The 24,704-nt window shown below is 38.0% G+C and carries 23 protein-coding genes and 1 pseudogene; 23 read left to right on the forward strand and 1 reads right to left on the reverse strand.

The features are described from left to right. Positions 1 to 118: 118 nt before the first annotated feature. The 10 genes and pseudogenes from sleB to fni all read left to right on the forward strand — a co-directional run bounded on the left by sleB (position 119) and on the right by fni (position 12,987). Positions 119 to 1,159, forward strand: a complete 1,041-nt coding sequence (gene sleB / locus CD001_RS15720; RefSeq protein ID WP_096188602.1) for a spore cortex-lytic enzyme — start codon at positions 119 to 121, stop codon at positions 1,157 to 1,159. Positions 1,160 to 1,177: 18 nt separating this feature from the next. Beyond that, on the forward strand, positions 1,178 to 2,521 hold the full coding sequence (ypeB, locus tag CD001_RS15725) for a germination protein YpeB (protein ID WP_096188603.1): 1,344 nt from the start codon (positions 1,178 to 1,180) through the stop codon (positions 2,519 to 2,521). Between the two features lie 335 nt (positions 2,522 to 2,856). Further along, positions 2,857 to 4,137, forward strand: a complete 1,281-nt coding sequence (locus CD001_RS15730) for an IS110 family RNA-guided transposase (protein WP_096188604.1) — start codon at positions 2,857 to 2,859, stop codon at positions 4,135 to 4,137. Between the two features lie 495 nt (positions 4,138 to 4,632). Next, positions 4,633 to 6,223 (forward strand): annotated as a pseudogene (locus CD001_RS15735) (IS1182 family transposase). Between the two features lie 431 nt (positions 6,224 to 6,654). Beyond that, complete coding sequence (locus tag CD001_RS15740; protein WP_096188605.1) at positions 6,655 to 8,295, forward strand: IS1182 family transposase; 1,641 nt, start codon at positions 6,655 to 6,657, stop codon at positions 8,293 to 8,295. 236 nt (positions 8,296 to 8,531) lie between these two features. Beyond that, positions 8,532 to 9,188 carry a flagellar brake protein gene (locus CD001_RS15745; RefSeq protein ID WP_096190639.1) on the forward strand — a complete coding sequence of 219 codons (657 nt, stop codon included), beginning with the start codon at positions 8,532 to 8,534 and terminating at the stop codon, positions 9,186 to 9,188. Positions 9,189 to 9,358: 170 nt separating this feature from the next. Continuing rightward, the gene (gene cmk / locus CD001_RS15750; RefSeq protein ID WP_096188606.1) at positions 9,359 to 10,030 is read left to right on the forward strand and encodes a (d)CMP kinase; all 672 of its coding nucleotides are present in this window, start codon (positions 9,359 to 9,361) and stop codon (positions 10,028 to 10,030) included. Positions 10,031 to 10,040: 10 nt separating this feature from the next. Next, the gene (locus CD001_RS15755; RefSeq protein ID WP_096190640.1) at positions 10,041 to 10,619 is read left to right on the forward strand and encodes a lysophospholipid acyltransferase family protein; all 579 of its coding nucleotides are present in this window, start codon (positions 10,041 to 10,043) and stop codon (positions 10,617 to 10,619) included. A gap of 138 nt (positions 10,620 to 10,757) precedes the next feature. Further along, positions 10,758 to 11,915, forward strand: coding sequence for a 30S ribosomal protein S1 (rpsA, locus tag CD001_RS15760; protein WP_096188607.1), 1,158 nt, complete (start codon positions 10,758 to 10,760; stop codon positions 11,913 to 11,915). A gap of 19 nt (positions 11,916 to 11,934) precedes the next feature. Beyond that, positions 11,935 to 12,987 (forward strand): type 2 isopentenyl-diphosphate Delta-isomerase, encoded by a 1,053-nt coding sequence (fni, locus tag CD001_RS15765; RefSeq protein ID WP_096188608.1) that lies wholly within the window; start codon positions 11,935 to 11,937, stop codon positions 12,985 to 12,987. A 436-nt stretch (positions 12,988 to 13,423) separates the two neighbouring features. On the opposite strand, the gene CD001_RS15775 is transcribed toward fni, so the two are convergent. Continuing rightward, entirely contained in the window at positions 13,424 to 13,558 is a 135-nt protein-coding gene (locus tag CD001_RS15775) for a YpzI family protein (RefSeq protein WP_096188610.1), read from the reverse strand. A gap of 134 nt (positions 13,559 to 13,692) precedes the next feature. Between CD001_RS15775 and CD001_RS15780 the strand changes: the two genes are divergently transcribed. The 13 genes from CD001_RS15780 to CD001_RS15845 all read left to right on the forward strand — a co-directional run bounded on the left by CD001_RS15780 (position 13,693) and on the right by CD001_RS15845 (position 24,684). Beyond that, positions 13,693 to 14,328 (forward strand): YphA family membrane protein, encoded by a 636-nt coding sequence (locus tag CD001_RS15780; protein ID WP_455423361.1) that lies wholly within the window; start codon positions 13,693 to 13,695, stop codon positions 14,326 to 14,328. Positions 14,329 to 14,502: 174 nt separating this feature from the next. After that, positions 14,503 to 15,819, forward strand: a complete 1,317-nt coding sequence (gene der, locus CD001_RS15785) for a ribosome biogenesis GTPase Der (RefSeq protein WP_096188612.1) — start codon at positions 14,503 to 14,505, stop codon at positions 15,817 to 15,819. 387 nt (positions 15,820 to 16,206) lie between these two features. Then, the gene (gene plsY / locus CD001_RS15790) at positions 16,207 to 16,821 is read left to right on the forward strand and encodes a glycerol-3-phosphate 1-O-acyltransferase PlsY (protein ID WP_096188613.1); all 615 of its coding nucleotides are present in this window, start codon (positions 16,207 to 16,209) and stop codon (positions 16,819 to 16,821) included. Positions 16,822 to 16,835: 14 nt separating this feature from the next. Beyond that, positions 16,836 to 17,885, forward strand: coding sequence for an NAD(P)H-dependent glycerol-3-phosphate dehydrogenase (locus tag CD001_RS15795; protein ID WP_096188614.1), 1,050 nt, complete (start codon positions 16,836 to 16,838; stop codon positions 17,883 to 17,885). A gap of 63 nt (positions 17,886 to 17,948) precedes the next feature. Continuing rightward, complete coding sequence (locus CD001_RS15800) at positions 17,949 to 18,215, forward strand: stage VI sporulation protein F (protein ID WP_096188615.1); 267 nt, start codon at positions 17,949 to 17,951, stop codon at positions 18,213 to 18,215. Between the two features lie 340 nt (positions 18,216 to 18,555). Then, entirely contained in the window at positions 18,556 to 18,759 is a 204-nt protein-coding gene (locus CD001_RS15805) for a DUF2768 domain-containing protein (protein ID WP_096188616.1), read from the forward strand. Positions 18,760 to 18,791: 32 nt separating this feature from the next. Continuing rightward, entirely contained in the window at positions 18,792 to 19,517 is a 726-nt protein-coding gene (locus tag CD001_RS15810) for a hypothetical protein (RefSeq protein WP_096188617.1), read from the forward strand. A 236-nt stretch (positions 19,518 to 19,753) separates the two neighbouring features. Continuing rightward, positions 19,754 to 21,232, forward strand: a complete 1,479-nt coding sequence (spoIVA, locus tag CD001_RS15815) for a stage IV sporulation protein A (protein WP_096188618.1) — start codon at positions 19,754 to 19,756, stop codon at positions 21,230 to 21,232. Positions 21,233 to 21,549: 317 nt separating this feature from the next. Beyond that, a complete protein-coding gene (locus CD001_RS15825) occupies positions 21,550 to 21,822 on the forward strand; it encodes an HU family DNA-binding protein (protein ID WP_096188620.1) in 273 nt (90 codons plus the stop codon). Positions 21,823 to 22,012: 190 nt separating this feature from the next. After that, entirely contained in the window at positions 22,013 to 22,579 is a 567-nt protein-coding gene (gene folE, locus CD001_RS15830; protein ID WP_096188621.1) for a GTP cyclohydrolase I FolE, read from the forward strand. A gap of 60 nt (positions 22,580 to 22,639) precedes the next feature. Then, entirely contained in the window at positions 22,640 to 22,858 is a 219-nt protein-coding gene (mtrB, locus tag CD001_RS15835) for a trp RNA-binding attenuation protein MtrB (protein ID WP_096188622.1), read from the forward strand. A 298-nt stretch (positions 22,859 to 23,156) separates the two neighbouring features. Then, positions 23,157 to 23,969, forward strand: coding sequence for a heptaprenyl diphosphate synthase component 1 (locus CD001_RS15840; RefSeq protein ID WP_096188623.1), 813 nt, complete (start codon positions 23,157 to 23,159; stop codon positions 23,967 to 23,969). Between the two features lies 1 nt (position 23,970). Continuing rightward, positions 23,971 to 24,684 (forward strand): demethylmenaquinone methyltransferase, encoded by a 714-nt coding sequence (locus CD001_RS15845; RefSeq protein ID WP_096188624.1) that lies wholly within the window; start codon positions 23,971 to 23,973, stop codon positions 24,682 to 24,684. Positions 24,685 to 24,704 lie beyond the last annotated feature (20 nt).

Here is a 24,704-nt window from a genome sequence, read left to right on the forward strand (position 1 = left end):
ACTTTTGTGAATTTCTCAATTTAAAGAGAAATTGTATAAAAAGCACTTGTTAGATAAAACTATCCATATTGAATAATCAAGTAAGTAACATGAGCTATTGCTCTGAGGAGGATGACACATGGAAAACCACAGCAAGAAAATATTCAAGCGATTGTCCATAATCCTTTTCGTATTTATGTATGCATGGGTAATTGTATCACCCCAGCCTTCAGAAGCTTTTTCTGAACAAGTCATCATTAAAGGTGCGACTGGGGATGATGTAGTCGAGTTACAATCGCGGTTACAGTACATCGGTTTTTATGATGGACGGATCGATGGAGTTTTTGGATGGGGGACATATTGGGCCGTTAAAAACTATCAAGAAGAATTCGGTTTGGAAGTTGACGGTTTAGTAGGCGACAAAATGAAATCGATGTTAGAAAGATCAACTGAATTTGATAAGGAATGGGTCCATCGAATGATTAATGAAGGAAGGCAATTCACTTACTACGGAGGAACTCCTTTAGATATTCAAAAAGGACCTAAAGGTGGTAAGGACCCAGAGGCACCGAAACGAAAAGAAAAGCCTGAAGGAGGACAGCGAGGCGCGAGAGAAGAAGAGCCGCCAGATGAACGTCAAGCTCCTCCAGCAGAACAACCAGAGGAAGCTCCAGCAGAACAGCAGCCAGCTGAAGAACCACCGGCAGAAGAGCCGCCTGTAACACCTGAAGAAGAAGTAGATGTAGAACCACCTGAAGAAGAAGACCCTGAAATACAAGATAATGAAGCAAATGTCGAAAAAGCGATTAACGTACCAGAAGGGTTTACAGACAATGATATTCAAATTATGGCTGCAGCCGTTTATGGTGAAGCCAGAGGTGAGCCTTATGAAGGACAAGTAGCTGTAGCAGCAGTTATTTTAAACCGAATAGAAAGTCCGACATTCCCTAATACTGCATCTGGCGTTATTTATGAACCGAGAGCCTTTACAGCGGTTGCAGATGGTCAAATCAATTTAACACCGGATGATACTGCGAGAAGAGCTGTGTTGGATGCAATTAATGGTCAGGACCCATCAGGAAATGCGATGTATTATTTTAATCCAGATACGGCAACCTCAGGATGGATATGGTCGAGACCACAGATCAAACGTATCGGCAAACATATATTTTGTAAATAATGGATGGAGGTGCTTAGCATGATACGTTCAATTGTAATTGGGATATTAGCGGTTGCAGTGTTCGCAACAGGCTTTTGGGGTTATCGAGAGCATCAAGAGAAAAATGCGATCCTCATCCAATCTGAAAATAACTATCAACGAGCTTTCCATGATTTATCTTATCATGTGGATTTACTACATGATGAAATAGGGTCAACTTTAGCGATGAATTCAAAGGAGAGGCTTTCTCCTTCACTCGTTGAAGTTTGGAGGCTCACATCTGAAGCTCATAATGATCTCGGGCAATTGCCGCTAGGTTTAATGCCTTTTAGCAAAACAGAAGAGTTTTTATATAAAGTAGGTAGCTTTTCGTATAACAATGCAATTAGAGATCTTGAACAAGATCCGCTTACTGAAGACGAATATGAAACATTGCAAACGTTGTATGAGCAAAGTGGAGAAATTCAAAGTGAGATGAGAAAAATTCAAGGGATGGTTCTTAAAGATGACCTAAGATGGATGGATGTTGATATGGCGTTAGCAGCAGAAGATGAGCCATTAAATAATGCAGTAGTAAATGGATTTCATATAATCGATGAAAAAGTAGGTGGCTTCTCCGAAGTAGAATTTGGAGCAGAATCTCCAGAATTATCGACTAATGATAAAGAAATAGCAGCTAAATTAGAAGGAGAAAATATAAGTGAACGTGAAGCATTACAACGAGCGAAACAATTTTTAAACCTCGAATCAGTTGATGGGGCCGAAGTTTCTGAAACGGGTGAAGGTTTGGCCTATGATGCCTATAGTATAACAATACCTGATCCAGAGCATAATTCTTATATTTCAATGGATATAACAAAAAAAGGCGGTCATCCTGTATGGGCGCTAAATAATCGAGAAGTTGATGAAACTGATGTCGGATTAGGAGAAGCTTCGGAGAAAGCTGAGAAGTTCCTTGAAGAGAACGACATTGAAAATATGCAATTAGTCGATAGTAAGCAATATGATAATGTAGGTGTCTTTAATTTTGCACAGGTAATGGATAATATAAGAGTATATTCAGATTCAGTCGTCGTAGAAGTAGGGCTTGATGATGGAGAAATCATTGGTTATGAGGGCTTTGCATACCTCGAAAATCATATAGATAGAGACAAGACAGAACCTGAGCTAACGAAAGAGGAAGCAGAAGACCAATTGAACCCGAACCTTGATGTAATGGAACACCACTTAGCGATTATCGAAAATGAGATGGAAGAAGAAATACTATGCCATGAATTTTTTGGTGTAATTAATGATGACACATATCGAATCTTTATCAATGCAGAAAATGGAAGAGAAGAGCGCGTTGAAAAATTAGCGAATGCTGGAGTGGAATACAATTAAGGATTAGAAGATGACAAAGCACAAAAGGGGCTGGGACAAAACCCAGTTAATAAGAGTGAGGGTGTCCCAAAAGCCTAGCTTTCGGTGACACCCTCTTTGTTTTAACTAATTAATTGAAGTAAATGTAATAGGTTCGCTCGAATCGCTCTAGGCGGCCGCTGTCCGCGGGCAACGCTTCAGCCTCCTTGGGAAACCCCCCCTGCGGGGTCGTCAGCTGTTGCTTTTCCCGCTGGAGCATTCCTGTCAAATAACTATACGGCCTATTGATAAAAAAAGGAGCCTCCGATATGATGCAAGTGCCGTAAGAAATAAGCATTCACAAAGGAGGATCCTTCATGAATCGTATTCGAAATGAAAAAATTAAGCAAGTAAACGAAGACACTTTGGTCATAGGTATTGATATTGCTAAAAAAAATCACTATGCCTGTGCCGTTGACCTGCGTGGACGTGAACTTGCTAGGGTGTGGCGAGTCCACCAATCGAAAGACGGTTTCATTCATTTCGAAAAGACTGTTAAAGATCTAATGGAAACACACCAAAAAACAAATGTACTCATCGGTTTTGAAGCAACTGGTCATTACTGGATGAACCTTGCGGCATTTTTAGAGATCTCAGGATTACCTTTTGTTTTGGTTAATCCAATGCATGTGAAACAATCCAAGGAAATGGACGATAATCTACAAACAAAGAATGATGCGAAAGATTCGCGTATTATAGCGAAACTCCTTCCGAATGGGTACTTTAGTCTACCAAGGAAGATGACGCCTGTAGATCATCACATACGTCAAGGATCAGCGGTCCAGGAACGATTGCGTAAAGACATTGCTATGGTAAAAAACCGAATACAGCGATGGTTGGACCTTTATTTTCCGGAATTTAATCAAGTATTTAAACACTATGGCCAACAAGCTCTAACGGTCTTAAAGCTGACTCCGCTTCCAGGAGACATCAGAGGCGCCTCTGTTGAAGAATTAATTAAACAACAGAAGGAAGCAGGAGCCAAGTATGCTGGAAAGCCCAAGATGGTGGCCCTCATTGAAAAGGCCCATCACTCCATCGGAGTGACACAGAGTGATCAAATGGCAAGGATGGAAATACAGGGCCTTGTCAGTCAACTTGAGTTATTGGACTTACAGCTCGAAGAGGTAACCTCTCACATGATTGAGCGGGCCAAAGATTTAGACGAGTTCCAATTCCTTGTTTCAATCCAAGGAATAAGTGAAAACACAATAAGCGCATTATTGGCCGAGACAGGCTCTCTTCGCAATTACGAGCATCCACGCCAAATCATTAAGCTAGCGGGACTAACATTGCGAGACAATAGCTCAGGCAAACATGAGGGTACGAAGAAGATATCTAAACGTGGAAGGAGACGACTTCGCGTTTTACTTTACAAAGCGATCCTTCCACTGATTCAGCCCAACAACGCTATTCATGATTTGTACACGTCTTATCACTCACGAGAGCATAATCCACTGACCAAAAAAGAAGCGATGGTCGTGTTGTGTAGAAAACTGCTTCAGGTGTTACACGGACTAAGTAAAAACCAGAATAGGTTTGACCCTCACAGAATGATAACGGACCTTTCACAAGGTACACAGAACAAAGCAGCGTAAAAACCTGCGTTCCATCTAAATCAACAACAAAGGCACTGAGATTCGGCAGACGGCGACTTAAGACGGCCATTAGAGTGTCAGTCCATGCTGGAGTATGAGCCCGAGCTCTGCGTCAGGCAAGACCCAACGAAGGAATGTATGCACTTGATGCCAAGAGACATGGGAGGGTAAGTCACCTGATAGAAACAGAGATCACTCGTGCAAATCATGTTTAATCTGGCAGTATTTGTCAAACTGCCAACGCAACGCGTCACTTAATGATCCATAATGTGTATTTGATTACATTATGTGGTTGTGGGTCTCGGAGGACTCTTTAGAAAAAATTTTTTTCAAAGTTCATGACAAGGGCGAAAGCCCTTCATAACAACTTTTTCTGAGGGAGTCGCCGCCTGCCACTCTTTCGAGCTTTTTTAATAAAATTGAAAAATAAAGAAATCGCCCCATTTGGTATAATTAAAGCACCACACCAAAACCATACCAGGAGGCGATTTCTTTATGAAACATAATCATATTTCTTTCCAAGATTATAACATGGATCAGCTATACTTACCAATGGATCTTGAAATAGAAATTCCTGTCCATCACGTTTGCCGCATTGTCAATCAAGCCGTCGAAGAACTGGATGAATCTATTCTCTATCAATGTTACGATGGCGGCGGCCGTCCTCCTTACCATCCCAAAATGATGTTACAGATTATCCTTTATGCCTATACACAGAAAATCTATTCCTCCAGACAAATCGCAACACAACTTAATGAAAACATCTATTTTATGTGGCTTGCCCGTCATCAAAAGCCTGATTTTCGCACGATCAACCGTTTTCGCTCCGAGAAGATGAACGATATTATTTATGAAGTTTTCTTTTCCATAGTTGATCTCCTTCGGAATCACGGCCTCGTAAAGTTAGTAGATTACTTCCTTGATGTCACCAAAGTATATGCGAATGCGAATAAATATACGTTCGTCTGGCGAAAAGCCACAGAGCGCGACGACAGTCAGCTCAACGAAAAGTACCACACCATTATGCAGGGCATTGAAAAGGTGACCAAGCAAGACGAGGAACACGCAGGAGAGTTGGACGAGCAAGAGAAACTGGAGGCTGATCCAATTACTTCAGAGGATATCAAAGAGTCTATTAACCATCTCGAAAAGAAACTGGTTGATGAACCAAAAAACCGTGAGGTTAAAAAAGCGAAGCGCCAGCTTGAGAAGGACCTTCTTCCGCGAAAAGAAAAATATGAAAAACAAAAAGAGATTCTGGCGGGGCGAAACAGCTATTCTAAAACGGATACGGATGCCAGCTTTATGAGAATGAAAGACGACCATATGCGTAATGACCAACTCAAGTTACAACATTCAGACAGGAACCGAAAACCAGTTTATTACCGGGTTTAGTCTTCATCAGCGTGCCGGTGATCCTGGTTGCCTAAAACCCCATTTTGAACTTTTAGAGAAATACGGACGACCACTGCCGGAGCATCTGATAGCCGACTCAAGATACGGTAGCGAGGAAAATTACTCCTTTTGTGAAGAGCAGCAAATGGAAGCGTTTGTGAAATACAGTACGCTTGAGAAAGAACAGACTAAAAAGTTCAAAAATCAGGTTGGACGGGTGGCAAATCTCCAATCTGATGAGGATGAAGATGAGTGGATATGCGCCAATAATAAGCGTCTCACGTTTCAGTACAAGGCAAATCGCCAAACTGAAAACGGGTATACAACTATCAAGCGTGTTTACCGGTGCGTGGATTGTCACGGCTGCCCTTTCCAGGCAGTATGTGCTAAAGGAAATGACACCAAGACCATCAGTGTTTCCATGAAAAATCAGGAGCAGCGAAGACAGGTTCGTGATCGACTGAACACGGAAACTGGCAGTCAGCGTTATCGGCAGAGAAAGTGTGACGTAGAGCCTGTTTTGGGACAAATAAAATATAACCGGGGCTTTGATCGGTTCCATCTGAAAGGCCTTTCCAAAACTACGCTGGAATGGGGTCTTCTTTGTATTGCCCATAACTTTCTACAATGGGAAAGACATTATAAATTCAAAGAACAAAAAGAAAAAAAGAGAGAGCAGATGGCAGGATAACAGGCCACCTGTCCTCTAAAACAATAAAAAATCAAACGAAATAGAAAAGAGACCGTCCACTAAAGGTCGCTATTCAGCGACCTTTTGGGACAGCCTCATTTCTTCTTTTTCAGTTATTCATATTATATTTTGGGTTGATTGTTTCAAAAAACACTCACTTGCACTCCAGAGCACAAGTGCGACATCTACTTGTGCTGCACTTCGTTTGCATTCGTAGTGTCTTCTTTGCCGCGGGCAAGGCTTCAGTTAATCGGGGTAAAATCGCCCCGATGGATCTTCTGCTCCTGCGGTTACTCGTCGCACAAGAGAAAGCTCTTGCTTTTCCCGCAGGCGTCTCGTGATTTTTGAACAATCAACGAATATGTACACAAAAAGGATACCTTCTGATAAAGTTAAAGTATCCACACAAAAACAGAATCGGAGGTATCCTTATGTATAAAGATTATAACATGAATCAAATCATTTTGCCGATGGATTTAGCCTATAAACTTCAGGAAAATGATATCGCTTTTGCCGTGAATGATATGGTAGAAGCCATCCCCGATGAGGCATTCAGTGGATTTTTACGTACAACGGGCTGTCCGGCCTATCATCCCAGAATGATGATGAAGATCATCCTTTGCGCCTATACACAATCTGTCTTCTCTGGGAGAAAAATTGAGGAGCTTTTGAAAGACAGTGTTCGGATGATGTGGCTGGCGCAAGGGTATGAACCAAGCTACCGTACGATCAACCGTTTTAGGGTACACCATGAAGTCCAAGAATTACTACGTCAGTGTTTCGTTCAATTCCGTTGTCAGCTGGTTAAAGAAAAGGTGATTGAAGATGAATCGATCTTCATCGATGGCACAAAGATTGAGGCAAATGCAAATAAGTTTACGTTTGTCTGGCGTAAATCCGTTGAAAGGTACAGCACCCGTTTAGTTGAGAAATCCAATCAACTCTATGAGGAACTTCTAGAACATGAGATCATTCCTGCAATAGAACGGGATAGCCAAAAAGAACTGTCTAACAAGGAGCTCGAAGAGGTCGTTCAGAAGTTGGATGAAACCATTGAAGGTTACGATAACCGGATTGAAACGACTCAAGACACACAGAAACGAAAACAACTTCGCTCAGAACGGAAAGCACCTAAACAGTACCGTAAAAAGTTCAAGGATTTTGCCGCGCGTAAACAAAAATACAAGCAGGATCTTGCGACCCTGGGAGATCGAAACAGCTATTCCAAGACAGACCATGATGCCACGTTTATGCGGATGAAAGATGACTATATGAAAAATGGTCAACTGAAAGCAGGGTATAATCTGCAAATTGCCACTGAAGGACAGTACACGCTTGCTTATGACATCTTTCCAAATCCTACTGATACGCTGACGTTTATTCCTTTTCTTAATAAAATTGAGAAATGGTTCTTCTCGTTGCCCTCTTACATAGTGGCCGATGCCGGATATGGAAGCGAACAGAATTACGATGACGTTTTAAACATTCGCCAGCGGACGCCCCTAATCACCTATGGGATGTACCGTAAAGAAAAGAAAAAAGCATACAAAAACAATGCATTTAACGTAGCCAACTGGTACTTTGACCAGGAGAGTGACACTTTTACGTGCCCGAATGATAAGAAATTGAACTTTAAGTACTGGTCGAAAAGGACAGATAAAGCAGGATTTGAGCGAACGTTTAAGGTTTATGAATGTGAAGATTGTTTTGAATGTCCCCTACGTCCCCAAGGTACGAAAGCTAAAGAGGGTAATAATCGGAAGGTTCATTACAATGAAAAGTGGGAGAGCCAAAAAGCCTTTACTCGGGAAGTGCTTTCGGAAGCGAAAACAGGCGAAATCTACGGAAAGCGTAAGATTGATGTAGAGCCTGTCTTCGGATTTCTGAAGGCTAATTTGCATTTCACCCGAATGTCGGTGAGGGGCAAAGAACAGGTTAAAAACGAAATAGGATTTGCCCTGATAGCGGTGAACTTGAGAAAGTACACCGCCCGACAGTCTCATCAACCTATTTTAGGTCAACAAAACGGTGCCAACTATCGAGAAGCGATAATTGACACCGTTTTTACTTAATTTGAGACTGTTTTGTCCCAGCTCCTTTTGTACGATCGGGCGATCGTATTTGTTTAGATCAACTTATTATGGAAAATTGAAAGACATCTTTTTTATAGGTAAGCCAAGTAAAAAATGAATGTTAAATCAATGAAAAAATCGGTATAATCTATTCAGTAAATTTTATTTTTTAGGAGGATTTTATAAGTTTATAGCGAATGGTGAAAGGAGAAATACAAAATGGAAGGAAGGTACACTTGATTAAAATAGGGAGTGTCATTTATATAGAGACGAATAGCTCAGAAGAAGATAAAAAAAGATACCGCAGTAAAATTCTCGATTATGAACGTGACCAAATATTTATAGATTTCCCTGTTGATGAACAATCGAACAAACCAATCTATTTTTTACAAGGCACACAATTAAGGGCTTGGTTCCTTGGAGAAGATGAAGCATTTTATTTGTTTCATACGGAAGTGCTTGGTAAGTCGGAACGTAATATCCCAATGATTATCCTTCATGACCCAGGGACAGATAAATATGCTCGTATACAAAGAAGACAGTATGTACGAGTTGATACTTCTGTAGACGTTGCAGTTCAACTGCCTCATTCAAAAAAATTGTTTACATCTATATCTTTGGACATTAGTGGAGGAGGGATGGCTGTTGAGCTCCCAGTTGGCCATGACTTAAAAGCCGGTGAAGAAGTGACAGCATGGATTGCACTCGCTTATCAGTCAGGAGAAATAAACCATATAAAAACAAGGTCTTATATCGTTAGAATCTTACAAGATAATAGTAGAGAGAAAGCTTCATTTCAATTTGTCGGTCTAAATGAACAAAAGAGACAGATGATTGTTCGATACTGCTTTGAAAAACAGCTCGAACGAAGGAGAAAACAGAAGGATTTTTAATTAGGGAAAGGTGTAGATTTCAACTAACAATAGTGAATAAATAGACCGGCTGTGATTAAATGTGATAAGATAAATTGTAGTTCCATAAATCTTATTAATTATGTTAAGAGAAAGATAATGTAGAATTAAGTTAGAGAAATTTTAGATGTTTGAAGGAAAGGGTTAACACCATGGGTAAACAAATTAATATAGCAATTGACGGGCCAGCAGGAGCCGGAAAAAGCACAGTAGCAAAAATGGTAGCTGAAAAACTTAGCTTTATATACATTGACACTGGAGCGATGTATCGTGCGCTAACATATGCTTCATTAAAAAAGCAAATTGATATTCATAACGAAGGAGATGTCGTTCAATTACTGAATAATAGTAAGATTGAATTATCTAATACTGGTGAAAAACAGCGTATTTTTTTAAACGGAGATGATATAAGTGAAGCTATCCGCTTGCCTGATGTAACAAATCGTGTTTCCTATATTGCAAAACATAAGGAGATCCGCGAGAAAATGGTGATAGAGCAACAAAAGTTAGCAAGTCAAGGCGGCACGGTAATGGATGGCAGGGATATAGGTACAGCAGTATTGCCTGAAGCAGAAGTAAAAATATTTTTAACAGCCTCAGTAGAGGAACGAGCGAGAAGAAGGCATGAAGAGCATATACAAAAAGGTCAGCCTTCAAATTATGAAGTGTTAGTAGAAGAGATTCGTAAAAGGGATAAGATAGACTCAGAAAGAGAAACAGCACCCTTGAGAAAAGCTCTTGATGCGATAGAAATTGATTCAACTTCAATGACCATTCCTGAAGTTGTAGATGAAATTCTTCGACTTGTTGAGGAAAGGGTTTGATCAAGTGAACATGACATTATTTCGATTCGGTAAATTTGTCTGCCGTACATATTTCAGGTTATTTTATAAAGTAGAAATAATCGGAAAAGAAAACATTCCTAATGACGGAAGTGTTCTCTTATGTAGTAACCATATACATTTACTAGATCCACCTTTAGTTGGTTCTTTTTTGAAAAGAAGCGTTAGATTCATGGCAAAAGCAGAATTGTTTGAAGTGCCTATTTTAAAAGGATTGGTAAAAAGGTTAGGAGCATTCCCGATAAGGCGCGGTGTTAGTGACAGACAAGCACTTAGAACAGGATTAAAGTTATTGAAAGAACAAGAAGTGATCGGTGTTTTCCCTGAAGGTACACGGAGTAAAACCGGACAATTAGGAAAAGGATTAACTGGTGTCGGTTTTTTTGCACTTAGGTCAGAGGCGAGCATCGTTCCATGTGCTGTCATTGGTCATTATAAGCTATTTAAACCTATTAAGGTGGTATATGGTCCACCAGTAAATATAGATCAATTGAGACAAGAAAAAGGATCTGCTGAAGAAGCAACGAAAGCAATAATGGACGGTATACAAAATATTTTGGATAACCATTAACATAATAATACGGATGACTTCCTGTCCGAACAATACGATACGATGGTTTATTACTTTCACTTAAAAGTGAAAGGTTATGATAGATACTATATGTAAAGGTGCCCGTCACTTTTTCGGGGATTTAGGGAGGTATTGTCAATGGTAGAAGAAATGAATAATGAAATGGCTGATGTGAAAACATTTTCAGTCGGAGAAATTGTAAAAGGCTCCATTACAAAAGTGGAGGAAAAACAAGCGTATGTAAACGTTGGAAATAAATTAGATGGGATTATTCCTATCAGTGAATTGTCCAGCCTGCACGTAGAAAAAGTTAGTGACGTTCTCTCTGAAGGTGATGAATTAGAGTTAAAAGTTATTAAATCTACAGATGAAGAGTTAGTATTATCGAAGAGAGCAGTAGCCGCTGACAAAGCTTGGGATGATTTAGAACAGAAATTATCTTCGGGAGAAACTTTTGAAGCTGAAGTTGCAGAAGTAGTTAAAGGCGGATTAGTCGTCGATGTAGGAGTTAGAGGGTTTATTCCAGCATCACTAGTAGAACGTCATTACGTAGAGGATTTCACTGATTATAAAGGGAAAAAGCTACGCTTGAAAGTCGTTGAAATGGATCGTGAAAAAAATAAACTCATCCTTTCACAACGTGCCGTATTAGATGAAGAAGTAACTGAAAAGAAAAAAGAAACGTTATCATCTATTCAAGCAGGGGATGTTATTGAAGGGACGGTACAAAGGTTAACCGATTTTGGGGCATTCGTAGATGTTGGTGGAGTAGACGGTCTCGTTCATATTTCACAAATGGCTCACGAACATGTAGAAAAGCCTGCAGATGTCGTTAGTGAAGGAGATAAGGTGAAAGTGAAAGTGTTAGGTGTCGATCCTGACAATGAAAGAATTTCGCTGTCGATTAAAGAAACACTACCTGGTCCTTGGCAATTAATTAACGGAAAAATAAATCAAGGAGATGTTATTGAAGGGACAGTCAAACGCCTCGTTTCATTTGGTGCATTTATTGAAATTGCACCAGGAGTTGAAGGACTCGTCCATATCTCCCAAATTGCAAATCGTCATATCGGAACCCCTGGCGAAGTATTGAAAGAAGGGGAGAATGTAAAAGCGAAAGTACTAGATGTGAATTTAGAAGATAAACGGATTTCACTTAGTATTAGAGCTTTAGATGAGGAACAACAAGCTAAAGTTGAAAAGTATAATGAAGAACAGTATCAAAAAGAAGATGATCATGCTGGGTTCTCTTTAGGTGATGTAATTGGTGATCAATTAGAAAAATATAAAAAATAGTGCGGCAGGTGGAAAATAGGTGAGTAAACGAGCAAAACGGAAATTAGATCATATTGAACATGCTTTGTCTACAGGTCAGTCTAGAGAATCTGGTTTTGACGACATTCGCTTTATACATCAAAGCCTGCCTAATGTTAATGTAAAGGATATTTCTTTAAATTCAAAGATCGGCGGACTGGAAATCAGTTCGCCGATCTTAATCAATGCAATGACTGGTGGCGGAGGTAAATCTACTGAAGGTATTAACCGGCAGCTAGCAGAAATTGCTGTTGCGTGTGATTTACCAATTGCTGTTGGATCACAAATGTCTGCGTTGAAAGATAAAAGTGAAGTCCCATCTTATCAAATTGTAAGACAAGTGCATAAAAAAGGTTTTATTTTTGCAAACGTTGGTAGTGAGGCAACAGTCGAGCAAGCAAAGCGATGTATTGAAATGCTGGATGCAGACGCACTTCAAGTGCATTTGAATGTAATTCAAGAACTCGTAATGCCAGAAGGAGACCGAGAATTTTCAGGAGCTTTAAAGCGCATTGAAGAAATTGTTTCTGAAGTAGATATCCCAGTCATCGTAAAAGAAGTAGGGTTCGGGATGAGTAAGGAATCAGCAGAAAAACTAAAAGAAGTTGGTGTGGACGTGATTGATGTCGGGGGATATGGCGGTACAAATTTCTCGAAAATTGAGAATCAACGAAGAATCCTACCTCATTCGTTTTTCAATGAGTGGGGGATTCCTACATCTGTGTCAATTGCAGAAGTAAAACATTCAACCGATCAATTATCTATTGTGGCCACAGGCGGTTTACAGTCTGCTATGGATATTGCGAAAGCAATTGCATTAGGTGCTGATGGAGTAGGTATGGCTGGACAAGTATTAAGTTGGCTTCAAAAAAGTGGTGTAGAAGGTGCTATAGAATCCATTGACCACCTTAAAGGTGAATTAAGAATCATTATGACTGCTCTAGGCGCAGAGAAAATTGCCCAATTACAAAGGTGTCCTATTATTATTAGTAATGAAACGAAAGAATGGCTTTGCCAACGAGAAATAAATATAAAGTCATTTGCTAATCGATAATAGAACGAGCATGTGAAACGACTCTATAACATTTATTCCAGCATTCACATCATAATATAAAATAAAACATGGACAAAGAAGTGAGGTTGGGACAAAACAGTCTCATTAAAGCAAAAAAAGAATTCGATTATCGTAATTTGATAACCGGATTCTTTTTTATTCACCTTTCTTTTTGCCTCTCACCGACACGGCGAAACGATATTATTTTATCCGTCGAGACAAATCGATGTTTCGAAGGAGCAATGCTCTTTCCTATGGAAAAACGGGCAAAGAGTGGACACGTAGGCGGAGTGGAGGAATCTCATGAGTATTTTGAACTTCTATTGATTAATCAAAAACGGAAATTCTATAGGAGAATTTCCGTTTTTGAGGGAGGACAGTACACTGAGGGCCTGCCTCTTTTTCTTTCAACGAATCTATTTTAAAATTTTATTTTTTATGGTCGTTGGCGTTTGCGAGCGTTTTTTGAAGATTCCAGCTTTGTGCTACCTTGGAAGTGTAAGCTTTGATCACGATCAGATTCTACTTTCCGTTCTTTCCTCAATTTCGTTTCTTGTCTATCTTTTCCCATATAATATACTCCTTTCACATCTCATTATGTATAATTTACCCACAAAAACGGTCATTATGTTAAAAAGTACATTTAAAGAATGTTCTGATATTAATATGCAAATGAACATATAAAATGTAAGAAAGGATAAACAAATGATAGATGCACTATTTTATTGGAGTATATGGTTAATGATCATCAGTTATTTTTTCTTTGATGAAAATAAAATGCGAAGAGAGCTTTATACAACGATTGGTTTATTGATTGTCATTACTTCTTTGTATACTTTTCCTATTTTCGGAGTATATGTAAATGTTGCACTTCTTTTAATAATTGTAATCGTATTCTCATTTATAAGATCATTAAGTAAATATCGACAAATGTATTTGTTGTTTTTAAGCTTTTTATTAACAGGAGTGTATGTTTGGGTGCAATATTTTCTATATATTGAACCAGTCTGGATGTTTGTTTCACCAAATTGGGTTATTACTAGTGTTTATTCTTTATTTACAATCGTTTTATTAAAAAAGCCTGAATACAGGTGGTGCGTTATTTCAATATCAGTTATAGTAGGCGAATGTTTAACCGTTGCTATGCTCTATTATTATTCGCACACGTATACGTATGACTACGTAGTCGGGCACGTTACTTCTTTGGCAATCATATTTATGTCAATTTTAACGGTTTCAATTTGGAAACTGCTAGAACAACTTGCCTTGCAATTAAAAATACGAATAACAAATTCAATATCTAGAAAAACTACGTTAAGTCAGCGGAAGGTCAACGCATAAATATCTGGTCTTAGGAGCTTGCAATAAAAATTTATTTGGATATGCTAGCAACGTAATGGTATAATAATCAAGCTGATATGTCGTACCCTTCTCGGTCAGGGAAGGGTTTTCTATTTGCTAACAAAAACTTTATAATAAAAGAACGATGTGTTAAATGAAAGTGAGGAATGAGCAATGTCTAAACCTGTGTTAGCCATTGTAGGGCGCCCGAATGTAGGGAAGTCTACAATATTCAATCGGATAGTAGGGGAACGAGTAGCTATTGTTGAAGATAAGCCTGGGGTAACTCGTGACCGTATTTACAGTCAAGGAGATTGGCTGAACTATGATTTTCATATTATCGATACTGGTGGTATTGAAATCAGTGATGAACCTTTAATCCATCAAATGAGGTATCAAGCAGAATTAGCCATTGAAGAGGCGGATGTTATTTGCTTTATTGTAAACGGAAAAGAAGGTATAACTGCAGCTGATGAAGAAGTAGCACAAATTTTATTTCGATCTAAAAAACCCGTTGTACTTGGAGTCAATAAAATGGACGATCCGGGGATGCATGATCGTCTATACGAATTTTACAGTTTAGGAATTGGTGATCCATACCCGATTTCTGGAACTCATGGTTTAGGTTTAGGAGATCTTTTAGATGAAGTGGTAAAACATTTCTCAGATATAAAAGAAGACCCTTATGACGAAGACACAATTCGTATGAGTTTAATTGGTCGGCCGAATGTTGGGAAATCGTCTTTAGTCAATGCAATCTTAGGAGAAGAGAGAGTCATTGTCAGTGATATTCCGGGAACAACACGAGATGCAATTGACACCCCTTTTACGAAAGATAATCAAGATTATGTCATAATCGATACCGCTGGAATGAGAAAACGTGGAAAAGTATATGAAAGTACGGAGAAGTATAGCGTCCTTCGATCGTTAAAGGCAATTGAACGGTCTGATGTCGTTCTAGTAGTTTTAAATGCTGAAGAAGGGATTATAGAACAGGATAAAAAGATTGCCGGTTATGCTCATGAAGAAGGACGAGCTGTCGTCATCGTCGTGAATAAATGGGATGCCGTTGAAAAAGATGATAAAACGATGCGAGAATTTGAACAGAAAATACGAGATGAATTTCTCTTTTTAGATTACGCACCAATCGTATTTCTTTCTGCAAAAACGAAAAGGAGAATGCAGCATTTATTGCCTCTTGTTCAGGAAGTAAGTGAATTCCATAATTTGAGAGTTCAAACCCATATATTAAATGACGTCATTGTTGATGCGGTAACAATGAACCCTACACCAACTGATCATGGCGGCAGAAGGTTAAGAATAAAATATACAACACAAGTAGCTGTTGCCCCACCAACGTTTGTGTTATTTGTAAATGATCCAGAACTTCTGCATTTTTCTTATCGCAGATACCTTGAAAATAAAATACGCAATACGTTTAATTTTATTGGAACACCTATTCGAATTCTTGCTAGAAAAAAGAACGATTAAAAGAACAATTTAATAAAAATTGACTAAGTGTAAATTTATTGTTATTTACTTTTGTTATTAAAAGGTTATTAGGAAAATGAGTTCGTCCATATCCTTAAATTTCCCGTTTAAACGAGTATTGCCACACAGGGTCGGTTTTCCATAGATTTCGCATCCTGCTATGAAGATGAAAGTTTTGCGATAAACTAAGTTTACCTATTTGATATCTTACTACTGTAGATGCGAATAGGTTATTTAAAAGTTTAACATTTTTACTAAAGATAGTATGAAAATAATACCAGGAGAAAAGTCAGACGTTTCATTAAGAAAGCATTATGATGACTAGCTAATGGGATATTTAACTTTTTCTCTTGTTAAATAATAAAAAATATATAATGGAGGGTAGATATGATATCGATATTTGTCATCATAATTTCATACTTAATCGGTTCTATCAGTTTTAGTTACTTAATTGGCATGAAATTAAAAAAAGTGGATATTAGGAAGCACGGTAGCGGGAATGCAGGTGCTACGAATACTCTTCGTGTCCTAGGGGTGGGTCCTGCAATTACAGTCTTATTACTTGATTGTGCCAAAGGAGTTGTTGCTGTTTTATTAGGGTTATTCTTAACGAATGGTGACCCTGCTATCGCTGCAGCAAGTGGTCTTGCATCTATTCTTGGGCATAACTGGCCAGTTTACTATGGGTTTAGAGGCGGTAAAGGTGTAGCGACCACAATCGGTGTTTTAGCAACACTTGTGTTATCTGCTGCTCTTATTGCCGGTCTTATCGCTATCATTAGTATTATCATTACTCGATTTGTTTCACTTGGGTCTCTAATATTTATTAGTGGTACAACCATTTTAACTGGAGTTTTTAGTCATTATTTAGATTATCCAATTGTTTATTTTTATTTTCTAATCGCTATTTCAGTACTTTCTTTTTGGCGACATCGGTCTAATATTCAACGATTAATTGCAAGGACTGAAAGTAAAATCGGGGAGAAAACGCCTGTCAAATAAAAGGAGGCATTTGAATGTCAAAAATCGCAGTAATTGGTTCAGGCAGCTGGGGGACTGCATTAGCGATCGTCTTAGCAGATAATGATCATCAAGTAAGGATATGGGGAAGATCAGAAGAACAAATAAATGAAATAAATGACCTTCACCAAAATCAGCGTTATTTACCAGATGCGAAACTACCGGAAACAATTAAAGCAAGTACGAGTATTAATTATGTATTGGAAGATGCCGATACAATTGTTTTAGTTATCCCTACAAAAGCAATGAGAGAAGTTCTTCCGCAAATTAAAAACCATATGACTGAAGAAAAGTTATTCGTCCATGCGAGTAAAGGAATTGAACCAGGAACTCATTTAAGAATTTCAGAAATTATTGAAGAAGAAATACCATCACAATTAAGGTCAGGGGTAGTTGTATTATCTGGACCTAGTCATGCAGAGGAAGTTAGTTTACGTCAACCAACTACAGTCACAGCATCCTCAGTTAATATCGATAAGGCAAAATATGTCCAAGATTTATTTATGACGCAGCACTTTCGGGTATATACAAATCCTGACTTGATTGGTGTTGAAATTGGCGGGGCGTTGAAAAATATTATTGCGATATGTTCAGGGTTAACGAATGGCCTTGGTTATGGTGATAATGCAAAAGCAGCTTTAATGACTAGAGGATTAGCTGAAATCGGCCGTTTAGGGATGAAATTAGGAGCAAACCCGATAACATTTGCTGGTTTGTCAGGTTTAGGAGATCTAATCGTCACCTGCACAAGTGTACATAGTAGAAATTGGCGGGCAGGGAATATGATCGGACAAGGTATGACGGTCGATAACATGCTAGATGAAATGGGAATGGTCGTCGAAGGTATTCGTACTACTAAGGCTGCACATGAATTAGCAAAAAAATTAGAAGTAGAAATGCCGATAACGAACGGCCTTTATAATGTGTTGTTTCATGGAAAAGCTCCTCAAGAGGCTGTAACTGAACTGATGGGAAGAGTAAAAAAGCACGAGGTTGAGGACTTAAAGCTAGGCGATTCTGATCCTTTAAACCATTTAGAGCCATAACTTTCACATGATGCCTTTCTTTGCATATGATATCATGACATCTTGCAAGAGGAGGGCATTATTTTGGACGAGAAAAACAATTCATTGTTTGATCAAGTGGAAAAAAAGACGAAAGTCAATCAGAAAGATTTATTCAAGCTAGCAAGTACCATTAATACTTCGGACTTAAAAGATGAAGCAAACGTCCGTAAATTAATTCATCAAGTTGCTCAATTAGCCAATACTCCTGTTTCTAAGCAGAAAGAGGATGAACTCGTAAAAGCAATTACCTCTAACAACGTCCCACTCGATTTTTCAAGCTTGGCAAAAATGTTTCAGAAAAACAAATAATTTTAGGCCGCTGTATACATCGAACCCTTTTACTACAGCATATACTAAAACAGAACCAATGCTAAATCCAGGGCTCACGTCCATGTTAGTTGTATTTAGTCAAAAAGTTGAAGGAAGGTGCCCCTTTCCTTCAACTTTTTTTAAATTGAGGTTTCGTTTCAGTCAATAATCGTTCTTTTCTAAATGATATTATATCTCGAAAGAAAAATTCTTTAGACATTCATTATAAAAATATAAACTATGCCATAAAACTCTTTTCAATATGAATCAATGCATAAATACGATTGCTATGCTATAATAGTTCGGTGAATCTCAACTGAATACATACGAGGTGATTGTTATGTTTGAAGATCCTATGTTAAAAATGTGGATTTCTTTTATATCTATGGGATTAATGTTTGTTTCAGTAGTTTTGACTATTTTTTCGAAAGAAAAGTTGACAGGCTTTTTTCGGTATACGTTTCTAACGTTTAGCTTTATATGTATGATCGTAGCTGGAATCATTATTTTCCTTGTTGTATTTAGCGGTCCAGTACCTGAATAGGAAAAGATATTGACATTATAAAGGAAGGGATTATGTTGCGTTTTTTTCAAACAAGCTTAATAGTATTTATCGTGGCTATGTTTCTAACAGGATGTTTATACCCAGAGGAAAATAGAGGGGAAAATCGTGTGCCATATGATGATCAACTTGCCTCTGTCCAATCAGCAGTCTTGCAATATCGACAAGACCATGGTGTTTTACCAATTAAAACTCGTGATGCAGAAACACCGATATTTATGAAATATCCTGTTAATTTTGGACCGTTAATCCCGAGTTACTTGCAAAATCCACCAGGGAATTCGTTTGAGAATGGCGGGGTTTTTCAATATGTTCTCGTCAATCCAGAAGAAGTGCCGGAAGTAAAATTGATTGATTTAACGACAACTAGGGAAATCCAAGATTTACAAAGACGTATTATGCAATACCGTAGACAGCATGATTATGCACCAGTTCAAGAAGTAGTTGGTAATGAATTATTAAAGTTAGATTATGAGTTATTAAATTATGATGAGGAACCAAGTATTGAAAGCCCGTTTCATCCTGATCACCGATTACCATTGCTTATGAAGCCGAATGGAGATATTGTAGTAGATTATAGTATAGATATTCAACACTATATAGACGAGCATGGTATGGGAGAGTATGAGCCTGGAGACGATATTAGGTGGCTGTTAGTTGATCATTCTCCATTTGTGCCTGCTTATTCAATTCCGCAAACGATAGAAGATGAAGAAATTATTTTTCTAGAAAAAGAATGAATAAAGATAGAACTCTGTTAATATCAATTGTTCTAAATAGCTTTCCTTCTCAATATACATACAAGAGAAAGGGAGGCTGTTTTTTTATGGATAAATATTTTTTTTTACTAAACACAAATTCAATCACGAACACTTGTCATATTTGATGGACAACATCATAAGTATATACTGTCTTTCAATCGTAATGGAAAAAAAGTAACTATTTGATATTTTGACTATGATCGGGAGGGGATCTTGTGGAAAAAGTTGATATTTTTAAAGATATCGCCGAACGCACTGGTGGTGATATTTATCTAGGGGTGGTAGGTTCAGTTCGAACAGGAAAATCAACCTTCATTAAAAAGTTTATGGAGCTTGCAGTCATCCCAAACATTGATAATGATTCAGACAGAATGAGAGCTCAAGATGAGTTGCCTCAAAGCGCAGCTGGGAAACAAATTATGACAACAGAACCTAAATTCGTACCGAATCAAGCAGTATCTATTCATGTAGATGAAGGACTCGATGTAAATGTTAGAGTAGTTGATTGTGTTGGATATGCAGTTCCAGGAGCAAAGGGATATGAAGATGAAAATGGACCTCGTATGATCCACACCCCTTGGTATGAGGATCCTATCCCGTTCCATGAAGCTGCTGAAATAGGGACACGTAAAGTAATACAAGAACATTCAACTTTAGGGGTAGTTGTTACAACGGATGGTTCAATCGGTGAAATTGAAAGAGAAGATTATATTGAGTCTGAGCAAAGAGTTATTGAAGAGTTAAAAGAGGTTGGAAAACCGTTCATCGTTTTAGTGAACAGTGTTCACCCGCAACATCCTCATACCGAACAATTACGACAAGAGCTCCAAGAAGAGCATGATGTACCGGTACTTGCTATGAATATTGAAGGGATGACTGACCAAGATATAAACAGTGTGATGAGAGAAGTACTATTTGAATTCCCTGTTCATGAAGTGAATGTGAATTTACCAAGCTGGGTAATGGTGTTAAAAGAAGACCACTGGTTAAGAGAAAATTATGAAGGATCTGTTAGGGAAACAGTCAAAGATATTAAGCGTCTACGAGATGTAGACCGTGTAGTTGGACAATTTTATGACTATGAATTTATTGAAAGAGCTCAATTAGCTGGAATTGAAATGGGTCAAGGTGTAGCAGAAATTGATTTATATGCTCCGGATGATCTATATGATCAAATTTTAAAAGAAGTTGTAGGTGTAGAAATAAGGGGCAAAGACCACCTGTTAGAATTAATGCAAGATTTTGCCCATGCTAAAGCAGAATTTGATCAGGTATCAGATGCTCTAAGGATGGTTAAGCAAACGGGATATGGTATTGCAGCACCATCTATTGAGGATATGAGTTTGGATGAACCAGAAATTATTAGGCAGGGTTCAAGATTTGGTGTCCGTTTAAAAGCGGTAGCTCCATCTATTCATATGATTAAAGTGGATGTAGAATCAGAGTTTGCACCAATCATCGGAACCGAAAAACAGAGTGAAGAACTTGTAAGGTATTTAATGCAAGACTTTGAAGAAAACCCTCTGTCCATTTGGAACTCAGATATTTTTGGTAGATCGCTAAACTCAATCGTTAGGGAAGGAATATCTGCTAAACTTTCCTTGATGCCGGAGAATGCTCGCTATAAGCTTAAAGAAACGTTGGAAAGAATTATTAATGAAGGATCAGGCGGATTAATCGCCATCATATTATAATGACCAGGGTGTCACGAAACAAACGTTTCGAAGACACCCTTATTTTTTTATTTTGTGAGTTAGTTGAAGTGGTTGTTGATTTAATAATCCTGCCTATTATATGGAATATTATGGAAAAAACTAGTGGCTATTTTGGGGAAAAGGGGAAAAAAGTGATAAAAATGCATAGAATTACGCAAAAATTGTTGAATTATTAGCATTTATCGTTTAACATAAGCGTTGTTATCCTATTAATTATAGGAAAACAAGTATAAAACGTTGACTTTTGTGAAAGAAAAGGAATAACGTAATTGATAATATGGGAGGAGGTGAATGGTATGAATAAGACAGAACTTATCAATGCAGTTGCAGAGAAAACAGATCTTTCTAAGAAAGATGCAACTAGTGCTGTTGATGCAGTCTTTGACGTCATCACTGGTTCTCTACAAAAACAAGAAAAAGTACAATTGATTGGATTCGGTAACTTTGAAGTTCGTGAGCGTGCTGCCCGTAAAGGTCGTAACCCACAAACAGGAGAGGAAATCGAAATCCCTGCTAGCAATGTACCAGCTTTCAAACCTGGTAAAGCCCTTAAAGATGCTGTTAAGTAACATACATATAGGGCTATAAAAAGAACCACTGTCTAGTGGTTCTTTTTTTTGAGATATAACTTAATTAGTTATGGAAAGAATATATTCGGATGTTCCTTTCTATATGCATCAATCTTGTTTTCACAATCTCTGTGTGCTAGAATTTTTACGAACTGGAGTTAGGTTGAAGCAATGAATGGAGGAAACAACAATGAGTAATGTCGATCATGAAAAGATACAACAAGCTGTTACAATGATTTTAGAAGCTATTGGAGAAGACCCAAGTCGTGAAGGATTACTTGATACACCAAAACGTGTTGCACGTATGTATGAAGAAGTGTTTCAAGGACTAAATCAAGATCCGAAACAACATTTTGCAACCGTGTTCGGTGAAGATCATGAAGAACTAGTATTAGTAAAAGATATACCATTTTTTTCAATGTGTGAACATCACCTTGTTCCTTTCTATGGACAGGCGCATATTGGCTACATACCAAGGGGAGGGAAAGTAACAGGGTTAAGTAAACTTGCACGAGCGGTTGAAGCTGTAGCGAGAAGACCTCAGTTACAAGAACGAATTACTTCTACAATTGCTGATTCAATTGTAGAAACGTTAGAACCTTTAGGTGTAATTGTAGTTGTGGAAGCCGAGCATATGTGTATGACAATGCGCGGTGTAAAAAAGCCAGGGGCGAAAACGGTAACCTCTGCGGTCCGTGGAGCATTTGAAACTAACGATGCTGCGAGAGCAGAAGTGTTATCACTAATTAAAGGATAATCCGATAAACAATAAGTTTAACGATCCTTTAGCCTGTAATAAAAAGAGGAGGTGCCACACATGTCTCAAGCAAATGATTATATCGTTATAAAGGCAAAAGAAGATGGTGTAAATGTGATTGGACTAACGAGAGGAACAGATACTCGTTTCCATCACTCAGAAAAATTAGATCGCAATGAAGTAATGATTGCTCAATTCACAGAGCATACATCTGCCATTAAAGTTCGAGGTAAGGCTACAATACAAACAGCACACGGAAATATCGAGAGCGATCAATAAAAGCGGGAACCTCCTGCTTTCTTTTTTTATTGATTCGTTATTACAGGAGAATATTTACACCTTTATCATTTCTAACGATATGATACGATCAGGAGAGTTTAAGAGATCATTATTGACCTGCAATTTTTATGAAAACTTATAAACTAACAAATAAATTTTATAGATCTAATCATTTCTTTTCGATTACTTGTTAACCGCTTCTTATGCGGGCGTTTTAATTGTGGTATACTATTGATACGCACAAAATAGATATAATTATGATAAAGATAGTAGAATTAAAGTGCTGGGGGACTATCGGATGACATCATTTATGAACAACGGTGAGGAACTTAACCAGATCATAGAGAATTTTCATACTTGTGTAGAACATCCATTTCTTGAGAAGTTTATCGGTAAACCTGCCGTTGACGAAGATCAAGCATTTTTGTTATACGAAATGTTAAAAGAAAAAGATTTTGACGATATTTACATAGAGAAGTGCATTATAACAACAGCACTCGTACAAGCTGCATTAGACACACATGATCAAATTAGTGTAAAACATATTGTGAACAATACATTGCAAAAAGAGCGAGAATTGACAGTTTTAGCTGGCGATTATTACAGCAGTTTGTATTACTTATTACTTGCAAAAGTGAATGATGTCTCATTAATAAGAGTTCTTGCAAAGTCAATTCAGGAAGTGAACGAATCCAAGATGAATATTTATAAAAATAACGATGGTTATGTAAAAGCTTGTCTGCAAGATTTGCATAAAATTGATTCCTCTCTTCTGCAAAATATAGCTAATATGCTTCAATTACCTGATTGGCACATGGCAGTCACACATTTCTTCTTCCTTAAACGATTAATTAAGGAACGTCAGCAATTGCTAAACACCGGAGTGAAAGGGTTTGCAGTTGAAGTGATGTTAAAAGAAGTTAGTGAGGACGTTATACCGGATGATATTCAGATCATTCATCAATTTGATCGTCAGATTGAATTGTCAAAAGATAAGTTACTAGAGTATACAAAAAATTGGAAGAAGCTCGGAAACTTTTTCCGTTCAAGGGTTCATGAATTATTAGTAGAAAATGGCTTATATGAACATTCGGTAGTAGAGGAAGGGTAATATGACACAATCAAAAGAAGAACGTGTACATCAAGTATTTGAAACAATATATGGGAATTACGATAAGATGAACTCTATTATTAGTTTTCAACGTCATATTGCATGGCGTAAAGATACAATGAAACGGATGAATGTTCGTGAAGGGACGGCAGCATTAGATGTTTGCTGTGGTACAGCTGACTGGACGATGGCGTTAGCAGATAAAATTGGAAAAGATGGGCACGTTGTCGGACTCGATTTTAGTAAAAACATGTTATCAGTCGGCAAGAAAAAACTTGAAGAAAGAAAGATGACACACGTTAAGTTAGTCCATGGAAATGCAATGGAACTGCCATTTGAAGATCATACATTCGATTATGTAACGATCGGATTTGGGTTAAGGAATGTCCCGGATTATCGGAAGGCTCTTTTAGAAATGAAACGAGTTGTCAAACCAGGTGGACTAGTTGTTTGTTTAGAAACTTCACAACCGACTACGATTGGATTCAAGCAAATATATTGGCTTTATTTTAAATACATAATGCCGCTATTCGGTAAGATCTTTGCTAAAAGCTATGATGAATATTCTTGGTTACAAGAATCGTCAAAATCTTTCCCTGGAAAAAAAGATTTAAAAGAAATGTTCTTAGAAGCAGGTTTTGATGATGTTACATATAAATCATATTCTGGCGGAGTTGCCGCATCACATTTCGCTAGAAAAAATGAGTATTCTTAGTAATATATATTCGTAATTGT

Origin of the sequence: Evansella halocellulosilytica (genome assembly GCF_002335745.1) — a bacterium.
GTDB lineage: Bacteria > Bacillota > Bacilli > Bacillales > Salisediminibacteriaceae > Bacillus_CA > Bacillus_CA halocellulosilytica.